At 69.9% G+C, this 25,877-nt stretch carries 28 protein-coding genes; 18 read left to right on the top strand and 10 right to left on the bottom strand.

Annotation, left to right across the window (positions count from 1 at the left end; genetic code table 11):
• Positions 1 to 91: 91 nt before the first annotated feature.
• A complete protein-coding gene (locus tag AC5JOC_RS09530) occupies positions 92 to 1,096 on the top strand; it encodes a zinc-dependent alcohol dehydrogenase (RefSeq protein WP_494246298.1) in 1,005 nt (334 codons plus the stop codon).
• 22 nt (positions 1,097 to 1,118) lie between these two features.
• Here AC5JOC_RS09530 and AC5JOC_RS09525 read toward each other — a convergent pair whose 3' ends face one another.
• The 5 genes from AC5JOC_RS09525 to AC5JOC_RS09505 all read right to left on the bottom strand — a co-directional run bounded on the left by AC5JOC_RS09525 (position 1,119) and on the right by AC5JOC_RS09505 (position 5,880).
• Positions 1,119 to 1,361, bottom strand: coding sequence for a hypothetical protein (locus AC5JOC_RS09525; protein ID WP_274499091.1), 243 nt, complete (start codon positions 1,359 to 1,361; stop codon positions 1,119 to 1,121).
• Between the two features lie 98 nt (positions 1,362 to 1,459).
• Positions 1,460 to 2,434 carry a LacI family DNA-binding transcriptional regulator gene (locus AC5JOC_RS09520; RefSeq protein WP_426738668.1) on the bottom strand — a complete coding sequence of 325 codons (975 nt, stop codon included), beginning with the start codon at positions 2,432 to 2,434 and terminating at the stop codon, positions 1,460 to 1,462.
• A gap of 94 nt (positions 2,435 to 2,528) precedes the next feature.
• Entirely contained in the window at positions 2,529 to 3,428 is a 900-nt protein-coding gene (locus AC5JOC_RS09515) for a carbohydrate ABC transporter permease (protein ID WP_079704633.1), read from the bottom strand.
• Positions 3,425 to 4,489, bottom strand: coding sequence for a carbohydrate ABC transporter permease (locus AC5JOC_RS09510; RefSeq protein ID WP_138946001.1), 1,065 nt, complete (start codon positions 4,487 to 4,489; stop codon positions 3,425 to 3,427). The genes AC5JOC_RS09515 and AC5JOC_RS09510 overlap by 4 nt, the downstream gene beginning before the upstream one ends.
• A gap of 89 nt (positions 4,490 to 4,578) precedes the next feature.
• Complete coding sequence (locus tag AC5JOC_RS09505; protein WP_139382359.1) at positions 4,579 to 5,880, bottom strand: ABC transporter substrate-binding protein; 1,302 nt, start codon at positions 5,878 to 5,880, stop codon at positions 4,579 to 4,581.
• A 235-nt stretch (positions 5,881 to 6,115) separates the two neighbouring features.
• Between AC5JOC_RS09505 and AC5JOC_RS09500 the strand changes: the two genes are divergently transcribed.
• Positions 6,116 to 6,964, top strand: coding sequence for a DNA/RNA non-specific endonuclease (locus AC5JOC_RS09500; protein ID WP_494246297.1), 849 nt, complete (start codon positions 6,116 to 6,118; stop codon positions 6,962 to 6,964).
• A 28-nt stretch (positions 6,965 to 6,992) separates the two neighbouring features.
• On the opposite strand, the gene AC5JOC_RS09495 is transcribed toward AC5JOC_RS09500, so the two are convergent.
• Entirely contained in the window at positions 6,993 to 7,493 is a 501-nt protein-coding gene (locus AC5JOC_RS09495; protein ID WP_079704629.1) for a MarR family winged helix-turn-helix transcriptional regulator, read from the bottom strand.
• 106 nt (positions 7,494 to 7,599) lie between these two features.
• Positions 7,600 to 8,211: a TetR/AcrR family transcriptional regulator C-terminal domain-containing protein gene (locus AC5JOC_RS09490; protein WP_159877011.1), complete on the bottom strand. Its 612-nt coding sequence runs from the start codon at positions 8,209 to 8,211 to the stop codon at positions 7,600 to 7,602.
• Positions 8,212 to 8,305: 94 nt separating this feature from the next.
• Here AC5JOC_RS09490 and AC5JOC_RS09485 point away from each other — a divergent pair, with 94 nt between their 5' ends.
• From AC5JOC_RS09485 to AC5JOC_RS09460, 6 genes are read left to right on the top strand one after another with little or no spacing between them, the layout of a single operon-like run.
• On the top strand, positions 8,306 to 8,911 hold the full coding sequence (locus tag AC5JOC_RS09485; RefSeq protein WP_192004212.1) for a biotin transporter BioY: 606 nt from the start codon (positions 8,306 to 8,308) through the stop codon (positions 8,909 to 8,911).
• A complete protein-coding gene (locus AC5JOC_RS09480) occupies positions 8,908 to 10,065 on the top strand; it encodes a class I adenylate-forming enzyme family protein (protein WP_494246296.1) in 1,158 nt (385 codons plus the stop codon). Before AC5JOC_RS09485 ends, AC5JOC_RS09480 begins: the two co-directional genes overlap by 4 nt.
• Positions 10,058 to 11,206 (top strand): thiolase family protein, encoded by a 1,149-nt coding sequence (locus AC5JOC_RS09475; protein ID WP_494246295.1) that lies wholly within the window; start codon positions 10,058 to 10,060, stop codon positions 11,204 to 11,206. Before AC5JOC_RS09480 ends, AC5JOC_RS09475 begins: the two co-directional genes overlap by 8 nt.
• Positions 11,203 to 11,913, top strand: a complete 711-nt coding sequence (locus tag AC5JOC_RS09470; RefSeq protein WP_229939330.1) for an energy-coupling factor ABC transporter ATP-binding protein — start codon at positions 11,203 to 11,205, stop codon at positions 11,911 to 11,913. The genes AC5JOC_RS09475 and AC5JOC_RS09470 overlap by 4 nt, the downstream gene beginning before the upstream one ends.
• Positions 11,914 to 11,917: 4 nt before the next feature.
• Positions 11,918 to 12,514 (top strand): energy-coupling factor transporter transmembrane component T family protein, encoded by a 597-nt coding sequence (locus tag AC5JOC_RS09465; RefSeq protein ID WP_124768225.1) that lies wholly within the window; start codon positions 11,918 to 11,920, stop codon positions 12,512 to 12,514.
• Positions 12,511 to 12,840: a CHY zinc finger protein gene (locus AC5JOC_RS09460; protein WP_494246294.1), complete on the top strand. Its 330-nt coding sequence runs from the start codon at positions 12,511 to 12,513 to the stop codon at positions 12,838 to 12,840. Before AC5JOC_RS09465 ends, AC5JOC_RS09460 begins: the two co-directional genes overlap by 4 nt.
• On the opposite strand, the gene nhaA is transcribed toward AC5JOC_RS09460, so the two are convergent.
• Entirely contained in the window at positions 12,794 to 14,110 is a 1,317-nt protein-coding gene (gene nhaA / locus AC5JOC_RS09455) for a Na+/H+ antiporter NhaA (protein ID WP_079704621.1), read from the bottom strand. The genes AC5JOC_RS09460 and nhaA overlap by 47 nt on opposite strands.
• A 161-nt stretch (positions 14,111 to 14,271) precedes the next feature.
• On the opposite strand from nhaA, the gene AC5JOC_RS09450 reads away from it, so the two are divergent.
• Positions 14,272 to 15,000: a VIT1/CCC1 transporter family protein gene (locus tag AC5JOC_RS09450; protein WP_192004206.1), complete on the top strand. Its 729-nt coding sequence runs from the start codon at positions 14,272 to 14,274 to the stop codon at positions 14,998 to 15,000.
• Between the two features lie 201 nt (positions 15,001 to 15,201).
• Complete coding sequence (locus tag AC5JOC_RS09445) at positions 15,202 to 15,375, top strand: CsbD family protein (protein WP_079704619.1); 174 nt, start codon at positions 15,202 to 15,204, stop codon at positions 15,373 to 15,375.
• 1,642 nt (positions 15,376 to 17,017) lie between these two features.
• Here AC5JOC_RS09445 and AC5JOC_RS09440 read toward each other — a convergent pair.
• Positions 17,018 to 17,671: a hypothetical protein gene (locus AC5JOC_RS09440; protein WP_079704617.1), complete on the bottom strand. Its 654-nt coding sequence runs from the start codon at positions 17,669 to 17,671 to the stop codon at positions 17,018 to 17,020.
• 207 nt (positions 17,672 to 17,878) lie between these two features.
• Between AC5JOC_RS09440 and AC5JOC_RS09435 the strand changes: the two genes are divergently transcribed.
• Together AC5JOC_RS09435 and AC5JOC_RS09430 are read left to right on the top strand one after the other, a co-directional pair.
• Positions 17,879 to 19,399 carry a glycosyltransferase family 39 protein gene (locus AC5JOC_RS09435; RefSeq protein WP_494246293.1) on the top strand — a complete coding sequence of 507 codons (1,521 nt, stop codon included), beginning with the start codon at positions 17,879 to 17,881 and terminating at the stop codon, positions 19,397 to 19,399.
• 4 nt (positions 19,400 to 19,403) lie between these two features.
• On the top strand, positions 19,404 to 19,901 hold the full coding sequence (locus AC5JOC_RS09430) for a GtrA family protein (RefSeq protein ID WP_494246292.1): 498 nt from the start codon (positions 19,404 to 19,406) through the stop codon (positions 19,899 to 19,901).
• Between the two features lie 11 nt (positions 19,902 to 19,912).
• On the opposite strand, the gene AC5JOC_RS09425 is transcribed toward AC5JOC_RS09430, so the two are convergent.
• Positions 19,913 to 20,404 carry a MarR family winged helix-turn-helix transcriptional regulator gene (locus tag AC5JOC_RS09425; RefSeq protein WP_086472760.1) on the bottom strand — a complete coding sequence of 164 codons (492 nt, stop codon included), beginning with the start codon at positions 20,402 to 20,404 and terminating at the stop codon, positions 19,913 to 19,915.
• A 122-nt stretch (positions 20,405 to 20,526) separates the two neighbouring features.
• On the opposite strand from AC5JOC_RS09425, the gene AC5JOC_RS09420 reads away from it, so the two are divergent.
• The 6 genes from AC5JOC_RS09420 (at position 20,527) to AC5JOC_RS09395 (ending at position 25,493) form a co-directional block, all read left to right on the top strand.
• Positions 20,527 to 21,750: a TerC family protein gene (locus AC5JOC_RS09420; RefSeq protein WP_079704613.1), complete on the top strand. Its 1,224-nt coding sequence runs from the start codon at positions 20,527 to 20,529 to the stop codon at positions 21,748 to 21,750.
• A gap of 129 nt (positions 21,751 to 21,879) precedes the next feature.
• Positions 21,880 to 22,470, top strand: a complete 591-nt coding sequence (locus AC5JOC_RS09415) for a TerD family protein (protein WP_079704612.1) — start codon at positions 21,880 to 21,882, stop codon at positions 22,468 to 22,470.
• A gap of 58 nt (positions 22,471 to 22,528) precedes the next feature.
• Positions 22,529 to 23,107, top strand: coding sequence for a TerD family protein (locus tag AC5JOC_RS09410; protein ID WP_079704611.1), 579 nt, complete (start codon positions 22,529 to 22,531; stop codon positions 23,105 to 23,107).
• Positions 23,108 to 23,159: 52 nt separating this feature from the next.
• A complete protein-coding gene (locus tag AC5JOC_RS09405; RefSeq protein ID WP_079704610.1) occupies positions 23,160 to 24,371 on the top strand; it encodes a toxic anion resistance protein in 1,212 nt (403 codons plus the stop codon).
• A 55-nt stretch (positions 24,372 to 24,426) separates the two neighbouring features.
• On the top strand, positions 24,427 to 24,942 hold the full coding sequence (locus AC5JOC_RS09400) for a hypothetical protein (protein WP_079704609.1): 516 nt from the start codon (positions 24,427 to 24,429) through the stop codon (positions 24,940 to 24,942).
• A complete protein-coding gene (locus AC5JOC_RS09395) occupies positions 24,942 to 25,493 on the top strand; it encodes a TerD family protein (protein ID WP_064295863.1) in 552 nt (183 codons plus the stop codon). The genes AC5JOC_RS09400 and AC5JOC_RS09395 overlap by 1 nt, the downstream gene beginning before the upstream one ends.
• The last annotated feature ends 384 nt before the right edge of the window (positions 25,494 to 25,877 follow it).

Below are 25,877 nucleotides of genomic sequence, written 5' to 3'. Positions count from 1 at the left end.
TCCGCATGCGGGTCGACGGGGACTGTTGCACTGCAACCCGGACGCGCATCCCACTACGCTCTGACCAGCGCCGTCACGACGAGGAGACCGCATGCGAGCCGTACGCATCACCGCACCGAACGAGGCCACCGTCCTCGAGCGACCGGATCCACCGGCTGGACCGGGTGAGGTCCTCATCCGGATCGAGCGCGCCGGACTCTGCGGCACCGACGTGGCACTCTTCCGCGGCACCATGCCGTACCTCGCCGACGGACGGACGACCCTGCCGCTCCAGCCCGGCCACGAGTGGGCCGGCCGAGTGGTCGCCGTGGGCGACGGCGTCAGCCGTGTGGGGCCGGGCGACCTCGTCACCGGCGACACGTTCATCGGGTGCGGCGCATGCGCTCGCTGCGCCGCCGGACACCACCACCGCTGCCCCGACCACCTCGAACTCGGCGTCCTCGGCCAGCTGGACGGCGCACTCGCGGAACTCCTCGTGCTCCCCGAGCGGGCCGTACACCGCCTCCCACCCGGTGTCGATGCGGACCTGGGCGCGATGGTCGAGCCGGCGTCGTGCTCGCTTCGCGGCATCCGACTCACCGAGACCGGCCCGGGCGACCGCGTGCTCGTCTGGGGCGCCGGGACCCTCGGCATGTTCGCCGCCCTGTTCGCCGCGGACGCCGGCGCCGAGGTGGCCGTCGCCGCGCGCCGCGAATCCGACCGGGACTTCGCCACGGGGTTCGGCCTCGAGACCCGCGACCCCGCGACGCTCGGCGACGAGCGCTTCGACGTGATCATCGAAGCGACCGGCTCAGCCGAGGTCACGCGTCGGCTGCTCGACAACGCCACCGTCGGCGTCCGCATCGCACTGCTCGGGGTCCCCGACGGTGACGTCGGACTCCCGTCGGGCAGACTCATCGCCCTCGATGCCGCCGTCCACGCGGTGCTCGGCGGCTCGGCCGAGATCGACGAGGCGGCACGACGGTTTGCGCTCATGGGTGACCGGATCCGCCGACTCATCGGCACCGTCATCACCCTGGACGAGGTGCCGCGGGTCCTCGCCGAGGGACTCCCCCGCGCGAGCTCCGGCGGACCGAAGACGCAGATCCATCTCTGAGCACCTCGCCGAAGCGATGCCCTCAGGCGATGGAGGCCCGGGCGGCACGTGCCATCACGACGACGATCACGAGCTGAACGGCGAAGAGGACGGCGGTCAGCACCGCTGCGGTCATCGCCGTCGGTCCGCCTTCGAGCGGCGAGACGCCGGGGATGAAGCCGATGCCGAACACGATCAGCGCGTCGAGCAGGAACGTGGCGGACACGAGAGCTGCGAGCATGCGCGAATCTTCGGTGCGGCGCGTGGTGTCGTAGATCGTGGTCATGAAAAGTAATATATCAAACAACCAACTGAAACAAAAGTGTGAAATTCTAGTAACTGCAGTCAGGTGCGGCGACTCCCGCCTACGAGCCCTGGCGGGGATCAGACCGAGGCGCGCTCCACGAGGTCGATCGGGATCGTGGTCATCTCCGGCACTTCCTCTCCTGCGATGAGGCGGTGCAGGGTCTCGACGAGCAGCGCACCCTTGTCCGCCGTGTGCAGGTCCACGGTCGTCAACGCCGGGTAGGCGTCCACGGCGAACACGTTGTTGTCGACCGCGGTCATGGCGATCTGCGCCGGCACCGGGATCCCCCGGTCTCGAAGCACCCCGAGCGCTCCGGTCGCCATCTGCGCCGACGCCGCGAACACCGCATCGACCTGCCGGCCGTCCGCGAGGAGCCGTTCCATCGCGCGCGCGCCGCTCGTCGGCGTGAAGTCACCCTCCTCCTCGGGTCCCGGCTCGAGTCCCGCCTCGAGGAGGGCGCGCCGCCACCCGGCACGGCGGTCGATACCGGCCGCGGTGTCGAGCGGGCCGGTGATCGTGGCGATGCGGGACCGACCGGCCTCCACCAGACGCCGGGTCGCCAGGGCGCCCGCCTCCACGTTGTCGACGTCGACGACGTGTCCAGGTGGCGTCGTCTCCTCGAGCGCCCGCACCCCGAACACGACCGGGAGGGACGTCGACAGCTTCGCGTACGCCTGCATGCTCGTGTGATGCGAGAGGACGAGCGCGCCGTCCACGTTGCCGCCGGTGAGGAACCGACGGGTCTTGTCCGGGTCGACGTCGGATTCGATCAGCAGCGTCAGCGTGTAGTCGGTCGACGACGCGTACATCGCGGCACCCTGGATGACCTCGGCGAAGTAGGGGTCGGCGAAGAACTCGGCGGTGCGTTGCGGGATGACCATCGCGATCGTCTGCGCACGCCGACGCACGAGGCTGCGTGCCGCGCGGTTCGGGACGTAGTGCAGCTGCTCGACGGCCGCGGTCACGGACGCGACCGCCTCCGGCGTCACCTGGGAGGACCCGTTGATGACGCGGGAGGCGGTGGACTTGGAGACGCCCGCGAGCGCTGCCACCGCGATGAGCGTGGGGACGGTGGAGTCCGTCTCGGTGTCGATGGTGTGTCTCCTCAGTCGTGCCGGTGTGAAGACACTGTATGCGGCGCGGGCGTCATCCCTTGACCGCGCCCTGCATGATGCCCGCCACGAGCTGCTTCCCGGCGAGGACGAAGAGGATCAGCAGTGGGATCACCGAGAGCACCGCGCCAGCGAGCACGAGTGAGTGGTCCGGGGTCTGTCCGCCGCTCGCGCTCAGGGCCGCGAGCGCCGTCTGCACACTCGGGTTCCGCGGACCGAGGACGAGGAGTGGCCAGAGGAAGTCGGTCCACGCGGCCATGAAGGTGAAGAGCGCGAGGACGGCCATCGCCGGTCGGGCGGCCGGCAGCGCGACATGCCAGAAGGTGCCCCACATCGACGCGCCGTCGACGCGCGCGGCCTCGATGAGCTCGTCGGGGATGACGTCGACGAGGTACTGGCGCATGAAGAACACACCGAACGCGGTCACGAGCCCCGGCAGGATCACCGCCTGGAGCGTCCCCACCCACTCCCACTCGGCCATGAGCATGAACAACGGGATGATGCCGAGTTGGGTGGGGATCGCCATCGTGGCGATCACCGCGAGGAGCAGCCCGTTGCTGGCCCGGAACTTCAGCTTCGCGAAGGAGTAGCCGGCGAGGGTCGAGAAGAACACCACCGAGACCGTGATCGCGCCCGAGATGATGACGCTGTTCGCGAGCGCCTGCAGGAACGGGGCGGTCTCGAACACCTTCGCCGCGTTGCCGAGGAAGTTCGGGCCGGGGAGGACGGCGGGCGGCACGAGGTTCGTGTCGGAGGACTGCCGACTCGAGATGACGAACGACCACCACAACGGGAACGCCGAGATGGCGAAGAACGCGATGAGGATGGCGTAGGTGAGGATGCCCGGCCGCTCGTGGTCCTTGCCCTTGCGGTACCGCGGGGCCTCCGTGGTCGCGGTCGGTTCGGTCCGCGTGCGTTCCATCAGGGTGCTCATGCTCGTCCGCCTCGCTGGTCGGTGGTGCTCGTGGTCGTCGAACGCGAGCGGGCCGGGCTGGTGCTGACGGACCGCGTCGTGATGAGGGTGTCGCGCACCTTCGGGATCCGCACCGGACGTGCGTCGTTCGTCCGGATGGCCCTGGTGATGGCGAAGTTGATCAGGCCCGCGAGGATGATCACGAGGAACAGGATCCAGGCGGTGGCGGATGCTCGACCGAAGTCCCGCCTCGGGAAGGCGAGCTCGTACAGGTACAGGACGATCGTCTGGAACTGCCGGTCGGATCCGCCGTTGCTCCGGGGGTCGAACAGCTTCGGTTCCGTGAAGATCTGCAGCCCGCCGATCGTCGAGGTGATGACGACGAAGATGAGCGTCGGGCGGATCATCGGGATCGTGATCGACCAGAACCGTCGGAGCTTGTTCGCGCCGTCCAGCGCGGCGGACTCGTAGACGTCCCGTGGGATCGCCTGCATCGCAGCGAGGAGGATGAGGGCGTTGTAGCCGGTCCACCGCCAGTTCACCATGCTCGCGATGGCGACGTGCGAGGGGAAGACGTCGAACGCCCACCGGATCGGGTCGAGCCCGAAGAGCTCGAGGAGGCCGGCGACCGGTCCGTGGTACTGGTTGAAGATCTGCAGGAAGATGACCGCGACGGCGACCGGCGCCACGATGTACGGCAGCAGGATGCTCATCCGCCAGAACGTGCGTCCGCGGAGCGTCTGGTCGAGGAGGGCGGCGATCAGCGTCGCGATGACGAGCTGCGGCACCGCCGAGAGCAGGAAGATGCTGATGGTGTTGCCGAACGCGTTCCAGAAGAACGGGTCCGAGAGGACGGAGACGTAGTTGTCGAGTCCGACGAAGTCGCCCTGGCCCTTCAACAGATGCCACTCGTACAGCGACACGTTGAAGGTGTAGACGATCGGGAAGATGCCGATGAGGGCGAAGAGGATGAAGAACGGCGCGATGTACAGGTACGGCGAGGCGCGGTAGTCGAAGCGGTTCAGCTTCTGTCTGAACGTCAACGCGGCAGGTGGCCGGCGGACGGTTGCGGTGCTGGTCATGGCTCTGCCAATCCGGGAGAGGGAGCGGGAGGGGTGCCGGGGCGTCCGCGTGCGAACGGACGCCCCGGCGAGCTGCGTCGGAGAGGAGGTCAGCCGACGAGCTGGTCGAGCAGCTTGAGCGCCTCGTTCCAGGCGGTGTCACCATCGGTGATCTCGCCCTGGCTCACCCGGTCGAGGATCGGACCGAACACGTTGTCCTGGATGTTGGAGTCCTCAGGACCCTTCACCTGCGCCACGACCCCCTCCGACCGCGCGGCGAAGATCTCGCCCACCGGTGCGTCGTTGAAGAACGGGTTGGTGGAGTCCTTCACGAGCTCCTGGCCGTCGAGCGTGCTCGGGAACGGACCGGCGAGTTCGAACGATGCGGCCTGCGCCTCAGGGGATGCGAGCCAGAGGGCGAGCTCGGCCGCCTCCTCCTTGTGCTCGGAGTTCTCGGCGACGCCGAGGAACGCACCGCCCCAGTTGGCAGCGCCGCCGGGCATCACGTCGGCGAAGTCCCAACCACTGTCGGTCGTGCCCTCGTCGTAGTAGCCCTGCACGATGCCGAGCATCCAGCTCGGGCACATGTAGGTCGCGAACTTGCCCTCCTTGGCCTCCGGGCCGACGTCCCAGCCGGGAAGACCGGCACCGAGCCCGGCCTGTTCGGCCTCGACGATCTTCGCGAACTGCTCCTTCAGCACGTCGTTGCCCTCGATGTTCAGGGTCTCGCCGTCGGCCTTGTAGTAGCCCTCCTCCTGCTGGTTCACGAAGGAGTTCCAGAAGAACCGGGGGCTGTGATAGAACGCCTTCCCGGTGGCACCGACGTACTCCTCACCGACCTCGAAGAAACGGTCCCAGGTCGCGTCCTCGCCGCCGAAGTACGCAGCGACCTCGCTGCGCTCGCTCGGCAGACCGGCTGCCGCGAACAGGTCACCGCGGTAGCAGATGCCCTGCGGTCCGATGTCGAGACCGGCGCCGATCACGCGCCCGTCGGCGTCCGTGCCCTGCTCGTACTTCCAGTCCAGCCAGGTGTCCTTGACGTCCTCGATGCCGTAGTCGCGAAGGTCGACGAAGGAGTCGCTGACCTCGGAGATGGTTCCGAGCCAGCCCTCCTCGATGGCCACGACGTCGCTGAGGCCGGTTCCGGCGGCGATCTTGGCGTAGGCGTCGTCGCGCGCTGCTCCACCACCCTCCAGGTTGGTGGCCTCGATGGTGATGTTGGGGTGCTCCTCCATGTACTGCTCGTAGTTGGCGTCGACGCCCATGGTGCCGAACGTGGTGACCGAGAGGGTGATCTTCTCGTCTCCGCCACTGCCGGCGGGGGAACTGCACCCCGAGGCCAGGACGGCGAGGATCGATGCCCCCGCGATGGATGCGGCGGTGATGCCGCGGCGTTTGCTGTTCACAGTCACTCCTTTGTGTGTGCGCTTCGGTGTCGGCCGGCCACCCATCCGGGATCCGCGGCGCGACGCCGTGGGAACGTTCCCACGGGCATGCAGGACACACTAAGCGCTGGGTTGGACGAGGTCAAGAGAGCGCTCTCATTTGTTGCGGAACGGGTGCATGATCGTGAACGGTCGGTGACGTCGTGGCCATCGGGCGGGTCCCCCGTTCCGATTCGATCGGATTCATGATCGACTCATTGCCATGACCGGCTTCGATTCAGGCTTCCTCGACCTCGCCGACCAGCTGCAGCTCCCGGCACCCACCGATCCCGCCGAGCTGGCGCGCCTCCGCCGTCTCGACTACACGCACTTCACCGTGCTCCTCGACCCCGACCGCCGCCTGGCAGCCGCGACCGGGGTCGACATCGACGGCGCCGCCCTCCTCGACCTCGGGCGCGGCGACGACTGGCACCTCGACGACCGCGTCCCGGTCGAGGAGCAGGCCGGCCCGGAGCTCTACGCCCGCAACGACCTCGACCGCGGCCACCTCGTGCGGCGGAGGGACCCGGTCTGGGGGCCCGTCGAGATCGCCCGGCAGGCCAACGTCGACACCTTCTGCTACACGAACGCCGCCCCGCAGGCTGCGGACTTCAACCAGTCACTCGAGCTCTGGAACGGCCTGGAGGACCTCGTCCTCGAGTACGCCTCGGCCGGGCGCCGGCGGCTGTCGGTCTTCACCGGGCCGGTGTTCGCCGACACGGACCCGCTCTACCGCGGCGTGCAGATCCCACGCCGGTTCTGGAAGGTGGCGGCGTGGTCGAACGACGGAGCGCTCGCGGCGAGCGGCTACCTCCTCGACCAGTCGGCGCAGCTCGACGACCTCGACCTCGGCCGGTCCAGTGCGATCGACGACACGCACGAGGCCACCGCCGTGCCCCCACTCGGCCCGTTCCGGACCTTCCAGCTGCCGATCCTCGACCTCGCGAGCCTCACCGGTCTCGACTTCGGCGCCCTCGCCTCCGCCGACGTCCTCGAGCCGGCTCCCGCGACAGTGCGCCCGGACACCGACACCTGGATCGAGCTGAGCGGGCCGTCCGACCTGCGGTTCTGAGGCAGGTCCGGAACCTCGACCCAGACCCCTACCGACGCTCGAGCGCCGCGCCGATGACCCGGAGGCTCTCGATGAGCACGGCCACCTGCTCATGGCTGAGCCCGGCGAGCATCGCGTTCTCGTCGTCCACCAGCCGCCGCATCGCCTCGTCGACCCGCTGCTGACCGAGGGTCGTCAGGACGACGATCTTGCTCCGGCCGTCGGCCTCGTTCTTCTGCCGGGCGACGAGCGAGCGAGCGGCCAGACGATCGAGCTGGCTCGCGAGGTTGCCGCTCGTGATGCCCAGTCGGGTGGCGAGTATGGACGGCGTCAGCCCGTCCGCTCCGTGCTGGCGGAGGATGGAGAGGAACTCGAACTCCCACGGCCGCAGGTTGCTCGCGGCGAACGACAGGCGTCGGACCTCCTGCAGGTGCGGCACGAGCCGGCGGAGGCGGGACACCACGTCGAGCGGTGCGAAGTCCACGTCGGGCAGCGCGTTCGCCCAGGCGTCGATGACGATGTCGACGTCGTCGTCATCACCCTTCGCCATCGCCTGCCTCCCTCGCGTCCTGCCTGCACCAACGCTACCGTGGGCCGCCGCCGATCCAGACGGTGGGCGGTTCCATCCACCCTGTGCTATCGCGCACGACGAGCCGTCAGCGGACGGAGAGCGCCGCCAGGCCGTCGACGAGGAGACCGACCCCGAAGGCGAACGCCTGTGCCTGGTCCTCCTGGCCGAGCGGATCCGTCGCAGCGTCAGCCAGCACGCCGACGCTGTCGTACTGCATCCGTTGCTGCTCGTGCGACACGTGCCCGAGGATGAAGTGGAGCAGCACCGTGCCCGCACGTCGACTCGTCGCCTCGTCGAACCCGGCCACCGACACCGCGTCCGTCAGCCGGGTGAGCGCCCGCCCGGAACCGAGCCCGAGCGCGTAGGTGCTCGACACCACCTCGGCGCCGTCGCGATAGGCGAGGAGGGCGTCGCGCAGCGCCTCCGCCTCCACGCGCGTCCGCTCGCGCCAGTCGGAACCGGCCTCGGACACCGCGTCACCCGGTGCCGGGTGCGCATCGACGATCCGGTCGGCGAGCTCGGCGATGAGGGTCTGCTTGTTCTCGAAGTGCCAGTACAGCGCGCTCGGCTGGACGTCGAGCGACGCGGCGAGGCGGCGCATCGTGAGGTCGGCCAGGCCGTGATCGTCGAGGATGCGGAGGGCCACCTGAGCCACATCGTCGCGCCGATGGCGACGCACTGTTTCGGGACCGGACATGAGCACCACTATAGTGAACGCTGTTCAGGTGAACACCGTTCAGGTGCGATCCACCCGCCCCAGGCGAACCGACCATCCCGACGAAGGACCCAGCATGAGCAGACTCCGGATCGACGCGACCGACATCGCACGCATCGCCGTGTTCGCCGCCATCGTGGCCGCCCTGGGCCTGCCCGGCGCGTTCTCGGTGCTCGGCGCGGTGCCCATCACGGCGCAGACCCTCGGCGTCATGCTCGCCGGCGCGATCCTCGGCCCGTGGCGCGGCATGCTCTCCATGCTGGTGCTGCTGGCGCTCGTCGCCATCGGCCTCCCTCTCCTGTCCGGCGGTCGCGGCGGGATCGGCGTCTTCGTCGGACCGAGTGCCGGATATCTCCTCGGCTGGATCGTCGGCGTCTTCGTGATCGGGCTCATCGTGCACGCCGGCGGGAGTCGGCTGCGCTGGTGGCGCACCGCGCTCGGCGTCTTCGTCGGCGGCATCGGCGTCATCTACGCGTTCGGCATCCCGGTGCAGTCGCTCGTCACCCGCCTGCCACTCGGCGAGACCGCCCTGCAGAGCCTCGTCTTCGTGCCCGGCGACCTCGTGAAGGTCGTGCTCGCGACGGTCATCACGATGACGCTCGCCCGCGCCTACCCGCGCGCGTTCCGCAACGCGGCCGGCGCCGGCTCCACGCGTCCCGGCGAGCCCGCCCGGATCGGATGACCGTGCGTCCAGGGCACCTCGTCCCGCTGCGCGGCGGGGCGCCGACCGACCTCGTCCGTCGGGCGCTCGAGGTGCGGGCGGCCGGCGGCGTGCCGTTGATCGGCGACGACCGGTGGAGCGAGTCGTACTGGCGTTCCGTCCGCGACCGCAGCACCGCGTCCGGTCCACAGCCTGGCCAGGGGTGGGCGACGCTGACCTCCGGCACCACGGGCGAGCCGCGCATCGTGCTCAGGACCGCCGCGTCGTGGGCGGACTCCTTCCCGGCCGTCGGCGCGCTGCTCGACCTCGGGCCGGACGACGTCCTGGCGCTGTCGTCGCCGCCCGCGTCGTCGCTGTCGCTGTTCTCGGTCGCCCATGCGGCCGCCGTCGGTTGCTCGCTCGCCCTCCCGACCACCCACGCGCTCACCCCCGACGACGCCCGTGACGCGACCCGGTTCCACGGGACCCCGAACGGCCTCCGGGCACTGCTCGACGGCGAGGTGCCGCCCCGCCTGCGGGTGGCGTTGATCGGAGGCGCCTCACTCGACCCCGGACTCCGCGCCAGGGCGGAGGACCTCGGCATCCGTGTCGTGTCCTACTACGGAGCCGCCGAGCTCTCCTTCGTGGCGGTCGACGACGGTGTCGATCCGGATCGACCGGGCCTCCGCGCGTTCCCCGGCGTCGAGCTCGAGGTCCGCGACGACGACGTCCTCTGGGTCCGATCGCCGTTCGTCGCGACCGGGTACCTCGGGGGCTCGGGCCCGCTCCGACGCGACGGCGACTGGTCCACCGTCGGCGACCGCGCACGGATCGACGACGGGATCGTCACGCTCCTCGGCCGATCCGACGATGCGATCCTCACGGCCGCGGCGACCGTCATCCCCGCCGATGTCGAGGAGGCTCTGCGCCGACTCGACGAGGTGGACGACGCCGTCGTGCTCGGTCTGCCGAACGCCGGGGTCGGATCGCTCGTGACGGCCGTGTTGGAACTGCACCCGGGCGCGCGTCCGACCCGCGCGATGCTCCGCGACGCCCTCGCACCGCTGTTGCCGCCGACCCATCGGCCCCGACGCTGGTTCGTCGTCGACGAGCTGCCCCGCACCGTCACCGGCAAGGCCGCCCGCGCGGAGCTCGCCGACCGACTCGCGGCAGGGACGGTGGCGTCCCTTGACTGAGTCGCACGCCCTCCCGCGCATCGTCGCGGCCCGACGGACGCCGATCGCGACGCGCGGGCGCGCCCTCGCCGCACTCACGGTCGAGCAGCTGGCGGTCCCCGTCGTCCGCGCCGTGCACGACGACGCGACGCACGTCCTGGGCCTGCCGCCGGTGGTGGCGGACGTCGTCCTCGGGAACTGCATGGGCCCCGGCGGCAACCCGGCCCGCGTCGCCGCGCTCGGGGCCGGCCTCGGCTTCGACGTTCCAGGGCTCACCGTCGACCGGCAGTGCGGCAGCGGCCTCGCGGCGATCATCGAGGCGTCCACGGCGATCAGCGCCGGCGACCATCGGCCACGGATCGCCGGCGGTGTCGAGAGCGCGTCGACCGCGCCGACCCGCTCCGTCGACGGCGTCGCCTACGCACGCGCACCGTTCGCACCGGCGGGTTGGCACGACCCCGACATGACCAGGGCCGCGGAGGACCTCGCCGAGCACGACGGGATCTCCCGCGAACGCCAGGACGCCTACGCGGCGCGGAGCACGCACCGTGCGGCGAGCGCCGTCGCCGCCGGGCGGTTCACCGACGAGCTCGTCGCGCTGGTCGGGGCGGCGGAGCACGATGAGGCGCCGCGCAGCGGGATCGAGCGGCTCCTCCCCCGGTTCACCCCGCTCTTCTCCGAAGGCTCCCTCACCGCAGGCAACACCTGCCGGGTGAGCGACGGTGCGGCCGCCGTGCTCGTCATGCCCGGCGGGCCCGCCCACGGGAGCACGACGCCCGGTCTCGCCGTCCGGGCGCACGCCGTCGTCGGCTGCGACCCGGCACTGCCGGGGATCGGGGCCGCGCCGGCGATCCTCGACGCCCTCGATCGGGCCGGCGTGGACCTCGCGCAGGTCGCCGCGTTCGAGATCGTGGAGGCGTTCGCGGCCCAGACGCTCGCCGTGCTCGACCGACTCGGTGTCGCCGAGGACGACGAGCGTCTCTGCGCCGACGGTGGCGCCCTCGCGCTCGGTCATCCGTGGGGCGCGAGCGGTGCGGTCGCCGTGGTCCGCCTGTTCTCGCGGCTCGTCCGCGGCGGGGCTCCGGCGGGCACGATCGGGGTGGCGGCGGCCTCGGTCGGCGGCGGTCTCGGCGTCGCCGCGGTGTTCGAGGTCGTGCGATGATCGGGGACATCGACCAGTCATCCGCCATCCGTCTCGACGGCGTCACCGCACGTCTCGGCGACACCGTCGCACTCGACGACGTGACGCTCCACCTCGACGACGCGCGCATCGCGGTCATCGGCGCGAACGGCTCGGGCAAGTCCACCTTCGCCCGGCTCGTCGGCGGCCTCACGCGAGCGACCGCCGGCAGTGTCCAGGTCCACGGGGTCGACGCAGCCAAGGACACGGCGACCCTTCGACGACTCGTCAGCATCGTGTTCAGCAACCCGGACGCGCAGATCGTCATGCCGACGGTGGCGGAGGACGTCGCGTTCTCCCTCCGCGGCACGAAGGCGTCGAAGGCCGACATCGCCGCGCAGGTCGCCGATGCGCTCGACGAGTTCGGCCTGACTGCCCTCGCCGACCGGTCCGCCTACGAACTCTCCGGCGGCCAGAAGCAGCTGCTGGCGCTCTGCGGGGCCGTGATCCGCCGGCCGGCGCTGCTCATCGCCGATGAACCCACCGCCTACCTCGACGCCCGCAACAGCGCCGCCGTCGCCGACCACCTCCTCCACCCCGAGGCGGGCCATCAGCTCCTCCTCGTCACCCACGACCTGGAGCTCGCCGCCCGCTGCGACACCGCGCTGCTCTTCGACGGTGGGCGGGTCGTCGCGCAGGGAGCACCGGACGACGTGATCGCGGCCTACCGCGCGAGTCTGCGGGCGTGACCGCGTGATCACCCTCTACCGTCCCGGCTCCGGCTGGCTCCACCGCGCGCCGGCCGGCCCGAAGGCGCTCGGCATCCTCGTCGTGGTGCTCGCGATCTCGCTCCTGCCGACGAGTTGGTGGACCGCGGGCATCGCCACCACGGTGACCGTCCTCGCCTACCTCGTCTCGGGCCTCGGCCTCGGCGAGCTCGGACGGCAGCTCCTGCTCATCCGCTGGATCATCACGATCACGGTGGCCGGCCAACTGCTGTTCCTCGACGTCGAGTCCGCCGTGTCGAACACCTCCCGGATCGTCGCCGCCATCCTGCTCGCGGCGCTCCTGGTGCTGAGCACGCGGGTCGCCGACCTGCTCGACGCCTTCGAGCGCGTCCTCCAGCCCCTGGGTCGCTTCGGTGTCGACCCCTCGCGCATCGCCCTGATGCTCGCCGTCGCCATCAACACGGTGCCCGTCCTCGCCCGCTTGGCCACGAGCGTCCGGGAAGCGCAGCGGGCGCGCGGGGCCGGGTCGAACCTCGTGACCTTCGTCGTGCCGTTCCTCGTGGTGTCGCTGAAGCACGCCGACGAGCTCGGTGAGGCCCTCACCGCCCGGGGCGTCCGATGAGCGGCGACGACACCGTGCGCGTCCTCGGCAAGACGGTCGACGACGAGACGCGCTGCGTCCACTACGCGACCGCGCTCGACGTCATCGCGATCCGCTTCGCCTGCTGCGGCGAGTACTACCCGTGCCACCTGTGCCACGCGGAGTGCGCCGACCACCCGGCCGAGCAGTGGCCGCGCGAGCAGCGCGACCGCGAGGCGATCCTGTGCGGCGTGTGCTCGACGGAACTGACGATCGACCGCTACCTGGAAGTCGACGGCTGCCCGAACTGCGACGCCCGGTTCAATCCGGGCTGCCGCCTGCACTCGGCGTACTACTTCCAACCGTGACCGCCCGCCGGTAGACGCGGTTGCGGGCGGCGAGGATCGCGGCACCGATGGTGGCGGCGATGAGCGAGCCGGCGAGCACACCGACCTTGACGTGGTCGTCGGACTCGCTGCCGACCCCGAAGGACAGTTCACCGACGAGCAGCGACACCGTGAATCCGATGCCCGCGACGAACGCCATGCCGACGAGGTCGACCCAACGGATCGACGGGTCGAGGCCGAGACCGGGCAGGCGCGTGACGAGGAACGTCGTCACCAGGATGCCGATCGGCTTGCCGAGGACGAGCCCGGCGATGATCCCGAGCGCGATGGTGTCCTGGAAGGACTCGACGAGCCCGGAGAGCCCGCCGATGACCACGCCCGCGGAGAAGAACGCGAAGATCGGGACGGCGACCGCCGTGGAGACGACGCTCCAGCGATCGGCGAAGTGCGCCGCGAGGCCTTCGTAGATCGGACGCCCCTCCGCGGTGGTCCCCACCTGGACGCGGGCACGCTTGGTCGAGAAGACGGGCACCATGAAGCCGAGCAGCACGCCGGCGACGGTCGCGTGGATACCGGACGCGTGGATGAGCGCCCAGGTGCACAGGCCGAGCGGGATGAGGACCCACCAGGCCCGGACGCCGCGCTGGACGAGCACGGCGAAGATGGCGAGCGGCACCGCGGCGAGCGCCAGCGGCAGGAACTCGATGTGGTCGGTGTAGAAGATCGCGATGATGCTGATGGCGATGAGGTCGTCCACCACGGCGAGCGTGAGCAGGAAGGTGCGCAGTGCCGGCGGCAGGAACTTGCCGACCACCGCGATCACCGCGACCGCGAACGCGATGTCCGTGGCGGCCGGGATCGCCCAGCCCTGCAGTGCGTCGGGCCCGGCGCTCAGGTTCACGAGGACGTAGATGACGGCGGGCACGGCCACACCACCGACCGCAGCGGCGATGGGGAGCGCGGCGGTCTTGGGGTTCCGGAGCTTGCCGGCGACGAACTCCTCCTTGAGCTCCAGCCCGACGACGAAGAAGAAGATCGCGAGGAGTCCGTCGGCCGCCCAGGCACCGATGGAGAGGTTCAGATGGAGCGCCTCCGGACCGAAGGTGAAGTCCCGGACGCTCAGGTAGAACTCGGAAGCGCCGGTGTTGGCGAGCACGAGCGCGAGTGCGGTGGCGACGACGAGGAGGGCGCCACCGACGGTGTCCTGTTGGAGCGTCTGGTGGATGCCACGCCAGATCGAGTGCGGGGCCTGGTCGGCCGGCAGGTCGTGGGAGCGGTGAGCGTCGGGCATACGGATCCTTCGGGGGAGGGTTCGGTCGAGCAGCAGAGCGATCCCGATCGATCGCCCGCCGACCAGACTTCCCGGCGCACCAGCCTCCAGTCTAGGCGATCGGGCAAGCGGATCGGCCGGGAACCCTGCGCGGGCGGCCCGCGCGGTGCTTGGATGCATCCATGAGCTCATCACCACCACCCGGCGCCCACCCGGACGAACCGCATCGCGGTGACCTCGCGGGCCGCTTGAACTGGCTCCGTGCTGGTGTACTCGGCGCGAACGACGGCATCGTCTCCGTCGCGTCCCTCGTCGTCGGTGTCGCCGGTGCCACGACCGACAGCGCCCCGCTCCTCGCAGCGGGTGTCGCGGGGCTCGTCGGTGGTGCGATCTCCATGGCCCTCGGCGAGTACGTGTCGGTGAGCAGCCAGCGGGACAGTCAGCGGGCCCTCATCGCGAAGGAGCGGCGGGAGCTCTCCGACGACCCCGAGGCGGAGCTCGCGGAACTCGCCGGGATCTACGAGGCGAAGGGGCTCCAGCCGACGACCGCGAGGCGGGTCGCCGAGGAGCTGACCGCACACGACCCGCTCACGGCGCACCTCGAGGCCGAACTCGGCATCACCGAGGACGCGGTCGTCAGCCCGTGGGCGGCCGCCGGCGCCTCGGCGCTCGCCTTCACGGTCGGGGCGCTGCTCCCCCTGCTCGCGATCCTGCTGCCGCCGCCCGAGGTGCGCGTCCCGATCACCTTCGTCGTCGTGCTCATCGCGCTGGCGCTCACCGGCTTCACGAGCGCGAGGATCGGCGGCAACCCGGCGCTCCGCCCGACCGTCCGGGTCGTGGTCGGCGGAGCGCTCGCCCTCGCAGCCACCTTCGCGATCGGCACCCTGCTCGGCACGAGCGGCGTGGTCTGATGGCCGGGGTCCTGGCAGTCGAGGACGAACCGACGACGGGTGCACTGGTGCTGTGTGGTCCGGGGAGTTCTCTGGGAGTCTGCTGGAGCCCCGCCCGGACGTGGAGCTCCCGGGTGTAGAAGTGAAGGGCGTCCACCAGGTCGCCCTGTCGGATTCGATCAGTGCGGATCGACAGCCCGAAGAACATGTGAGGAGCACCATATGAGCGCAGGAGACAAGATCAAGAACGCCGCCGAAGACCTCGCGGGCAAGGCCAAAGAGGCCGTCGGCAAGGCGACAGACAACGACAAGCTCGTCGCGGAGGGCAAGGCCGACCAGGCCAAGTCCGACGTGAAGCAGGCCGGTGAGAACGTGAAGGACGCGTTCAAGAACTGACCTCCCGATCACACGAACGCCGGTGCCCCGCTCGGGTCACCGGCGTTCGTCTGTCTGCGGGACGCCGACTCGGCTCACCCCCGGTCCCTGACCCCCCTCCTCCGGTCCCTGACTCCCCTCCCCCGGTCCCTGGCTCCCCTCCCCGGTCCCTGAGCTTGTCGAAGGGCCCACGGAAAACCCCGCCAATCCGGCCGATCTCCCCCGGCCCCTGAGCCTGTCGAAGGGCACACGAGGAGCTTCCCGTTCCGGTGATCTTCCTCCGGTCCCCGAGCTTGTCGAAGGGCCCACGAGGGACCTCCTGCTCCGGTGATCTTCTTCCGGTCCCTGAGCTTGTCGAAGGGCACACGAGCAACTTCCACAGTCCCCCAACTCAGCAGCTGGTGGAGTTCTCGGACGAGTACGCGGAGATCCACCGGCTGCGGGCGGCTCTCGATGCGCGAGAAGCGCGCTTGCTGGCTCGCTCTGCCGCATATGCGGACGCGCTCGCCGACTCGGTCGTTCCGGCCGTGTTCCCGCCGGCCGAGCGACTGGCCCTGTCGCGCCGCTCCACCTGCGCAGCCCTCGCGATGGCAACCCGAACGCCTGAGCAGACGGTGCAGCGGGCGACGAACGATGCCGAGCGTCTCGTGAACGACGCACCCGCCGTGCTGGCCTCGCTCGAGGCGGGTCGTATCAGGGCATCATCGAGCGCGTCGAAGCAGCCGCCGCGGAGTCACGCAAGGCGGGCGACACTCGCACGTGCGCCCAGCTGCAGGCAGATGCCCTCGCGGCGCTCGCCCTGACCGGTGTCACGCCCGAGGACGTCATGTCGAGCCCGGTGCTCCCGCACCCGATCGAGGTCCAGGAGCACATCAAGCCGACCGTGCAGATCACCGTCCCGGCGCTCAGCTATGGCCGGCGTCAGCGACGCCCCGGCGACGCTCGACGGGTACGGGCCAATCGACCCCGAGACCGCGGCCCGTATCGCGGTGAACGCGCCCAGCTTCACCCGGATCCTCGTCCAACCGGAAACCGGCGCGGTCCTCTCGGTCGGGCGGAATCAGTACCGCGTTCCCGGCCGACCTGCAGCGCGCGGTGCGCCTGCGGGACGGCACCTGTCGGGCACCGGGCTGCGGCAGGCGAGCCCGGGCCTGCGACCTCGATCATTCGGTCGCCTGGGAGGACGGCGGCGACGACGGATGTCGGGAACCTCGCCTGCCTGTGTCGACATCACCACCGGATGAAGCATCTGCCCGGGTGGAACCTCGACCACCGGCCCGGCGGCGTCCTCGACTGGACAACGCCCGACGGGAAGCACCATCGAACGGAACCGGATCCCGCACCGTTCTGACCGTTTCCGGTCCCTGAGCCTGTCGAAGGGTTCCTCGTGCGCACTTCGACAGGCTCAGTGACCGGGAGAGGTGTGCCCGGAACGATGCGGGTTCCTCGCGGGCACTTCGACAAGCTCAGTGACCGGGAGAGGTGTCCCGGAACGATGGGGTTCCTCGCGGGCACTTCGACAAGCTCAGTGACCGGGAGAGGTGTGCCCGGAACGATGCGGGTTCCTCGCGGGCACTTCGACAGGCTCAGTGAGCCGGGAGAGGTTCACCCGCGACGCTCCGGTCCCTGAGCCTGTCGAAGGGCACTCAGGCCTGCAGTGCAGCTAGTCCTTGATGAGCAGGATCGGGTCGCCGTCGAAGGAGTCGTACGGGTTCGGGTCGGTGAAGCCGCCGTCGTACATGAGGCCGGCCGGAGCCTTGCCACCGGCGGGAGCCGCCGCGACGTAGCACTGCGTGATCGGCGCGCCAGCGTCGAACTCCTCGGTGAACGACTCGGATCCGCACTCGTCCCACCCGATGAGCGTGGCCTCCTGGACCTTCTCGCCATCGGCGTCGACGGGCGAGAAGGAGGTCGCGTCGCTGTTGAACGCCACCGGGTCGCCCGACACCTTGGTCATCTCGAGCCGGATGAGCGTGATGTCGTAGCCGTCGAGTTCCCCGCCGTCGAACTGCGTCTTGAGGAACGCGACCTGGTCGGCCGTCGCGGGGGTGACCTCGGTCAGCTTCGCGCTGATGAGCGCGGTGACGCCGTCGGTGCCCTGCGACTCGTAGACGATCGGCTCATCGATCCCGACCTGCGCTCCAGGCTCGGTGACCTCACCGTCCGCCGATCCGGTCGAGGTCGGCTTCGACGTCGCAGACGACGAAGCCTTCTCCGTCGGCTTCGCGTCGGGGGCCGACGGCGTGGAGCATCCGGCCAGCACGAGCATGGCTGCGACGGGGAGGGTGATCAGGGCGGTGACGCGGGAGAGCTGCATCGGGATTCCTTTCGGCGGCGGACTCCAGCAGTCTGTCCCGCGCGCCGTTGCCGCGCGATGGGGACAACTCCCCACCGGGGCGGCCGGGCTCCTGCCGTCGGGTCCCGGCAGGATCCCCCGCGGCCTCTCAGGAATCTCTCTGCTGGCGTTCATCCGAGCGGCGGACGATGAGACGACGCGCCAGGTTGTCGCGTCCGAGGGGAACCCATGACTGCGACGATCACCGTCCCGACCGCGCCCTCGCGCCGTCGGTGGGACGCCCTCCACACCCTCCTCGGCGGCCGCGCCGCACCCTGGGTCGTCGGCCTGTTCGCCACCCTCGTCTCGCTCATCGGCATCGGCACGCCGTCGTACTGGGGTGACGAGGCGGCGAGCGTCCTCGCCGCCGAACGCCCCCTCCCCGTCATGTTCGGGATGATCGGCCACATCGACGCCGTCCACGGCCTGTACTACGCGTTCCTGCACGTCTGGACCGGTGCCTTCGGCACCGCCGAGGCCGTCACGCGGTTCCCGAGCGCGATCGGCGTCGGTCTGGCCGCGGCCGGCACGGTCGTGCTCGCGCGGTCCATCTTCACCCCGGCGATCGGCATCACGGCGGGCCTCGTGTTCGCCGTCATCCCCCAGGTCACACGGATGGGCGCCGAGACGCGCTCCTATGCGCTGGGCATGGCCGCGGTCGTGTGGCTGACGGTCTGGTTCGTGTCGCTCGTGCGCCGCCGGTCCACGTCACGCCGCAGCTGGGCGCTCTTCGCCATCGCGAGCGCCGCCTCGATGTACCTGTTCCTGTACCTCGCGATGCTCCTCCTCGTGCACGCCACGTGGATGGTGCTCCAACGCCCCGGGCGGCGGGTGATGCGAGCGTGGGGCTGGTCCCTGGTCGGTGCACTGGTCCTCGGCGCTCCGATCGTGATCGCGGGCATCGCGCAGCGCGAGCAGATCGCGTTCCTCGGCAGGCGGGACTACGCGACGCCGGAATCGGTGCTCGTCGGCCAGTGGTTCCAGACGCCGGCGTTCGCCGTGCTCGCGTGGCTGCTCATCGTGCTCGCTCCCATCGGGGTCCTCGTGGTGCGCCGATCGTCCCGGCAGCGTCGCGCCCTGGCGATGATCGCCGTCTGGGCGCTCGCACCGACCGCGCTGCTCATCATCGGCAACACCCTCGTGACGCCGATGTACAACCTGCGCTACGTCACCTTCTGCGTCCCGGCCGTCGCGATCATGATGGCGCTCGGACTCCGGACGATCGTCGACCTCCTGCCGAAGCGGGTGGACCGCGCGGTGGCGACCGCGGTCGGTGTCGCGCTCGTGCTGGCGCTCGCGATCCCGGTCCTCGCGGAACAGCGCGGCCCGTTCGCGAAGGACGACGGCAGCGACCTCCGGCAGACCGCGGAGGTCGTCCAGGCCCATGCCTCGCCGGGCGACGCGGTCGTCTTCGACCAGTCGGTGAAGCCCTCGCGCAAGTCGCGGCTCGCGATCGACCTCTACCCGCAGGCCTTCGCCGGCCTCGACGACGTGGCGCTCGAGACGAGCTACCGCGACCGCCCCGAGCTCTGGGATCTCGCCGCGCCGCTGTCCGAGATCCACGACCGGCTCATCGGCCACGACACCGTCTGGGTCGTCGAGGGCTCGAGCACCTCTCCGAACGTGGCGGATCTGGAGGCGCTCGGCTACCACGTCGAGCAGCGGATCCCCGTCCACCGCAGCATCGTCTTCGAGCTGGTCAGGTCGTGACGCGATGGTGATCCGAGCCCTTCCCGATCCGCGCGCGCTGCTCCGGCGACCGATCGTCCGCGAGGTCGCCGCCTTCGGCCTCGTCGGCGGCGCCGGCTTCCTCGTCGACGTCGGGGTCTTCAACCTCCTCGCGTACACCGTGTTCCTCCACACCGGCACCTCCGGGCTGCTCGTGGCGAAGGGCATCTCCACGACGCTCGCCATCGTGGCCAACTGGGTGGGCAACCGGCTCCTCACCTTCCGCGCGCATCGGCGCTCGGACGTCGCCCGCGAAGCGCTCGAATTCGGTCTGGTGAGTCTCGCGGGCGGCGCGATCGCCCTGGCCTGCCTCTGGGTCTCCCACGACGCGATGCACCTGACGACGCCGCTGGCGGACAACGTGTCGGCGAACATCGTCGGGCTGGCCCTCGGTTCCGCGTTCCGCTTCGTGCTCTACCGCTTCTGGGTGTACGGGCCGCGGGCGGAGCGGACGGGACCGATCCCGGTGCGCGTCGACCCGTGAGGCCGTCCGAGTCAGCGACTCGCGTTGTGCTGCGAGACGGCGTCGCTGACCCAGGAGAACTCGTCGACGAACCGCGAGAGCAACCGGGCGAGTTCCGCTCGATCGCGCTCGCTCCACTTGCCGACGAGGGTGTTGTAGACCTGCTGCGCCGCCTGCCGGTGTCGTTCGAGGGCGGTCCGTCCCTCCTCCGTCGCGCTCACGAGCACCGCGCGGCGATCACTCGGATCCGTCGCCCGGACGACGAGACCACCCTCCTCGAGGCGACGCACCTCGGCCGTCGCGGTCGACTTGTCGACGTCCATCCAGCCCGCGACCGTGGACATGCGGATCGGCCCGGCGGTGATGACGTATTCGAGGAGCCACGCGTCCGTGGCGGTGAGGGCGGCACCCTCGGCGTCGTGCAGTGAACGCCGGTTGTCGGCCCTGGTGGACCACCGGAGCACCGTCGCGAGGGACGCCTGGATGACGGCTCCCGCCTCGGCGGGGTCGACGTCATCGCTCATAGCTGAATTCTTTCTGAATACGTGCGTTCGGGTGTTGGTTCGACCATACCAACTATATAGTGGGACGGCACCAACTAAACATCACCCGTCCCCCACCTCGAGCGCTGCGGAGAACACAGCCCATGGAAATCCCCGGATACGTCTGGCTGCTGACGATCGTCGGCATTCTGGCCCTCCTCGCCTTCGACTTCATCTTCCACGTGCGCAAGGCCCACGAGCCGACGCTGCCGGAAGCCGCGAAGTGGTCGGCCCTCTACGTCGGTATCGCCATCGTCTTCGGCCTCGGCGTCCTCTTCTTCGGCGGTGGCACACTCGGATCCGAGTACTTCGCCGGCTACATCACGGAGAAGGCCCTGTCGGTCGACAACCTCTTCGTCTTCCTCATCATCATGTCGAGCTTCCGCGTGCCGCGGGCCGACCAGCAGAAGGTGCTCCTCTTCGGCATCGTCTTCGCCCTCATCGCCCGCACCGGCTTCATCTTCCTCGGTGCCGCCGCGGTGAACGCCTGGTCCTGGCTGTTCTACATCTTCGGCGCGTTCCTCATCTTCACGGCGATCAAGCTCCTCCGCCCGGAGGAGGAGAGCGACGACGCGAACAACTTCGTCATCCGTCTCGCCAAGCGTCTCTTCAAGACGACCGACCGCTACGACGGCGACAAGCTCGTCACCATCGAGAACGGCAAGAAGGTCCTCACGCCGATGCTGCTCGTCATGGTCGCCATCGGCGGCACCGACCTGCTCTTCGCGCTCGACTCGATCCCCGCGATCTTCGGCCTCACGCAGAACCCGTACATCGTCTTCACCGCGACGGCGTTCTCGCTGCTCGGCCTCCGTCAGCTCTACTTCCTCATCGACGGCCTGCTCGACCGCCTCATCTTCCTGAGCTACGGCCTGGCGGCGATCCTCGGCTTCATCGGTGTGAAGCTCGTCCTGCACGCGCTCCACGAGAACACCCTGCCGTTCCTCAACGGTGGCGAGCACATCCCGGTGTTCGAGATCAGCACTGGCCTGTCGCTCATCGTCATCATCGGCATCCTGACCGTCACGGTCCTCGCCTCGCTCCTCAGCCCGGCCGGTCGTGCACACACGATCATCAGCGACGCCCGCACCCAGGCGAAGAAGATCGTCGACCACGCCGACTCCCCGGAGGACATCCCGGACGGTCACCACGTGGACGAGGTCGAACTCGAGACGAGCTACACCCGCATGGTCGAGCGCCAGAAGTCGTTCGCGAACCTGAAGCCCAAGCACCAGGCGAAGGCGGCCGACGACGAGGAGCTCCAGCGGCTGCTCGCCCGGGCCCACGAGCTGCAGGCGAAGAGCTCCGACTCCCGCGGCCTGCTCTGAACGGACCGGGAATCCGGGCGCTCGCCCGGCTGAACCGATAACGTGGACGTGCGCTCCCAGCTTCGGCCGGGGGCGCACGTCCCACACCTCACCACCAGCAACACGATGAAGCATCTAGGAGACGGAACCATGGGTCTGAGTCTGGAAAAGGGCCAGTCGCTCTCACTGACGAAGCAGGACGGCGGTTCGCTCACGCGGATCCGCCTCGGTCTCGGCTGGGACGGCGTCGCACCGGTGAAGCGCGGCTTCTTCGGCCGCTCGTCCGCACCCGACATCGACCTGGACGCCTCAGCGATCTTCTTCGACGCCACCGGCAAGGTGCTCGACACCATCTGGTTCCAGCAGCTCGCGAGCAAGGACGGCTCGGCCAGCCACACCGGCGACAACCTCACGGGTGCCGGCGACGGCGACGACGAGACGATCCTCGTCGACCTCTCGAGGGTCGCCCCGTCCGTCCAGCAGATCGTCTTCGTGATCAGCAGCTACAGCCGCCAGACCTTCGACACCGTGCAGAACGCCTTCAGCCGGATCATCGACGACTCGACCCCCGGCTCGCCCGAGGTCGCCCGCTACCAGCTCACCGACTCCGGTCCGCACACCGCGATGATCATGTCGAAGGTCTCGCGCGAGGGCAACGGCTGGACCTTCAAGGCGATCGGCGAGCGCGCCAACGGGCGTTCCGTCATGGACCTCCTCGGCCCGGCCGCCCAGGCCCTCTGAGCACCACCCGCAGCAGTCCCCCGCGCGCCAGCGCAGTTCCGAAGGAGAAGCGATCACCATGGCAGGACTCACCCTCGAAAAGGGCAACAACCTCTCGCTCACCAAGACCAGCCCCGGCCTGACGGTCGCGACGGTCGGTCTCGGGTGGGACCCGCGCACCACGAGCGGTGAGGCCTTCGACCTCGACGCCTCCGCGCTGCTCGTCGGCGCGAACGGCAAGGTGCGCTCCTCCGCCGACTTCATCTTCTACAACCAGCCCGCCTCGGCGGACGGCTCCGTCAAGCACCTCGGCGACAACCGCACCGGCGACGGCGAGGGCGACGACGAGCAGATCTCGGTCGACCTGAACGCGGTCGGGGCAGACGTCGAGCGCGTGATCATCGCCGTGTCGATCGACAAGGCCGACGAGCGTCGCCAGAACTTCGGCCAGGTCCGCGGAGCGTACTGCCGCATCGTCGACCAGGACGGCACCGAGATCGTCCGCTTCGACCTCAGCGAGGACGCCGCCCCCGAGACCGCCATGCTGTTCTCGGAGCTCTACCGCAACGGATCCGAGTGGAAGTTCAAGGCCGTCGGCCAGGGCTACACCACCGGTCTCGCCGGCATCGCCGGCGACTTCGGCGTCCCGCTCGGCTGAGCACCGACGCCTCCACCACGAGCAAGCCACACACGAGAGCAAGGTCGACCGCATGAGCACGCCACTCACTCCGCCAGACGCCAACGAACAGGCAGCAGCCTCCCTCGTGCTGCACGCTCCGGATGCACCGGACGTCGTGCAGGCCGAAGAGGCACCGGGCATGGTCCCCGTCCCGGCGGAGCGCCAGACGGAGATCCAGCAGCAGGCGCGCTCCTTCGTGACGGAGGTCGCGACGCTCGACCCGCGCTCGCCCGAGTTCACGCAGAAGATCGAGGGCATCTCCCAGATCGGCGGCAAGGAGATGGTGCAGTCGAGCGGGTACTCCTCCCGCATGCTCGACCGCTCGTCGACCTCGGTCGCCGGTGCGAAGCGTTCGGGTGACAGCGCGCAGATCAAGGTCGCGACCACGCTCGGCGACCTCCGCAGCACCGTCGAGGACCTCACGCCGAACCAGGCGGACCTCGGCGTCGGCCGCAAGATCCTCGGGTTCATCCCGGGCGGCAACAAGCTCGCCAAGTACTTCCAGAAGTACGAGTCCGCGCAGACCCAGCTCGACAAGATCATCAAGTCGCTCATGGCCGGCCAGGACGAGCTCCTGAAGGACAACGCCGCCCTCGCCGGCGAGAAGGTCCAGCTCTGGGAGACGATGCAGGCGCTCAGTGAGTACGCCGTCTTCGCGAAGGCGCTCGACGCCGCCTGCGTCGCCAAGATCGACGAAGCCCGCTCCTCCGGACGCATCGAGGAAGCCCAGAAGCTCGAGGCCGACGTCCTCTTCCCCGTCCGCCAGCGCCACCAGGACATCCTCACGCAGCTCGCCGTCTCGGTGCAGGGCTACCTCGCGATGGACCTCATCCGCAAGAACAACCTCGAGCTCATCAAGGGTGTCGACCGCGCTCGCACCACGACGATCGCCGCCCTGCGGACCGCCGTCGTCGTCGCGCAGGCCCTCGCGAACCAGAAGATGGTCCTCGACCAGATCGACGCGATCAACACCACGACGAACAACATGATCCTGCAGACGAGCGAGATGCTGAAGGACCAGACCACGCGCATCCACCAGCAGGCCTCCACCGCGGGTGTCAGCGTCGAGACCCTGCAGCGCGCGTTCGACAACGTCTTCCAGACCATGGACGCGATCGACACCTTCCGTGCCGAAGCCGCCAAGAACATGGAGGGCACCGTCAACGCGCTCGAGTCTGGTCTCGAGAAGGCGAAGCCGTACCTCGAGCGCAGCCGTCAGGCCGAGCAGCGCGAACTGCGGTAGCCTCACGCTCGGGTGATCGGGCGCACGGGTCGCTGAGGACGAAGGGGGACGAGGGATGGCATTCGGACGACTGCTGAACGCACTGCGGACCGGCGGGGCCGAGCCGCTCGGCGTCGTCGACGCCACGCCGGCGCCCGTCGGTGAGACCGAGGACGAGCAGACGGCCCGGCACCTCGACGAACTCCGCGACTCGGTGCGCTCCGTGGGGCGCGACCTCCCCACGCTGCTCACCTCGCAGCTCCGACAGATCGACGACCAGTTGCGCCTCGTCGTCGCGACCATCGCCGACCAGGGTGCGTCGACCGAGCAGCGCGTGCTCCTCGCCGCGATGGTGACGGACTACCTCCCGAGCCCGCTGCGCTCCTTCCTCGCGCTGCCGGCCGCGGACCGCACCGACGACTCCCGCAGCACGATCGTCTTCGCCCGTCAGCTGGAGCTCATCGAGGAGACCATCCGCGACCTCCTCAACCAGATCCGCATCGGCGCGATCGCCGAACTCTCGACGCACGGTCGGTTCCTCTCCGACAAGTTCCAGGAGCCCGACGCCGGTCTCGTGCTGGGTGCGCACTGATGGCGTCGCTGATCGCGGGCGCGAACGCCGCGCTCACCGCCGAGAACCCCGGTCTCGACGCCGTGCTCATCGGGTTCGGCTGGGACGTCATCGCGAGCCGCGGACCGCAGAGCGAACCCGTGCCGCTGGCGATCATGTGCGGCGACGACGGCAAGGCGCTGTCCGACGACCACCTCGTGTTCTTCAACCAGGTCGAGAGCCAGGACGGCGCGGTCACCTTCTCGTCCGAGGCCGACGACGAGGAGATCGACGTCGAGCTGTCGCGCGTGCCGGACGCCGTGTCGAAGATCGCCTTCCTGCTCTACATCGACCCCGACGTCCGCGGTCCCGGCGACTTCTCGCCTGTGCGCTCGGCGTTCGTCCGCGTCGCCACGCCCGACGGTCGGGAGCTCGTGCGCTTCGACGTGCCGATCGCCGAGGTCCGCAGCAGCCAGGCGCTGCTCCTCGCCGAGCTGTACCGGCACCGCTCGGACTGGAAGTTCCGCGCCCTCGGGCAGGGGTACGCCGGTGGGCTCGCCGGCGTGGCACGCGACTTCAGAATCGACCTCTGAGCCGTGCCGCTCAACACCTCCCCGGTGCGACGGGACATCGACTACCTCCGTCGTCGGGTGAAGCCGAGACCTGAGCCGGTGGCGCAGGCGGAACCCGTGGCGAGCGCCCCGGCGGCACCTCCCCCCGCAACGCCCGCCGCGTCGGCAGCACCGTCGACGGGACTCACGCTCGGCGGGCCGTCGACGCCCGCCGCCGCACCCCCTGCCCCGGCGGCATCGGCAGCGCCGTCCTGCACCGTCGGCACCGTCGACGGGACTCTCGCTCGGCGGATCCTCGTCGCCCGCTCCCGCTACGCCGTCGGGACGCCCCGCCACCACGCCCGCCGCAGCTCCGACGACCCCGCAGCCCTTCCCGGCCCCGACGGCCGAGGAGGTCCGCGTCCT

This window comes from Plantibacter sp. (genome assembly GCF_059073635.1).
The sequence above is the reverse complement of the archived record's forward strand: the minus strand, read 5'-3'. Positions and strand labels throughout refer to the sequence as shown.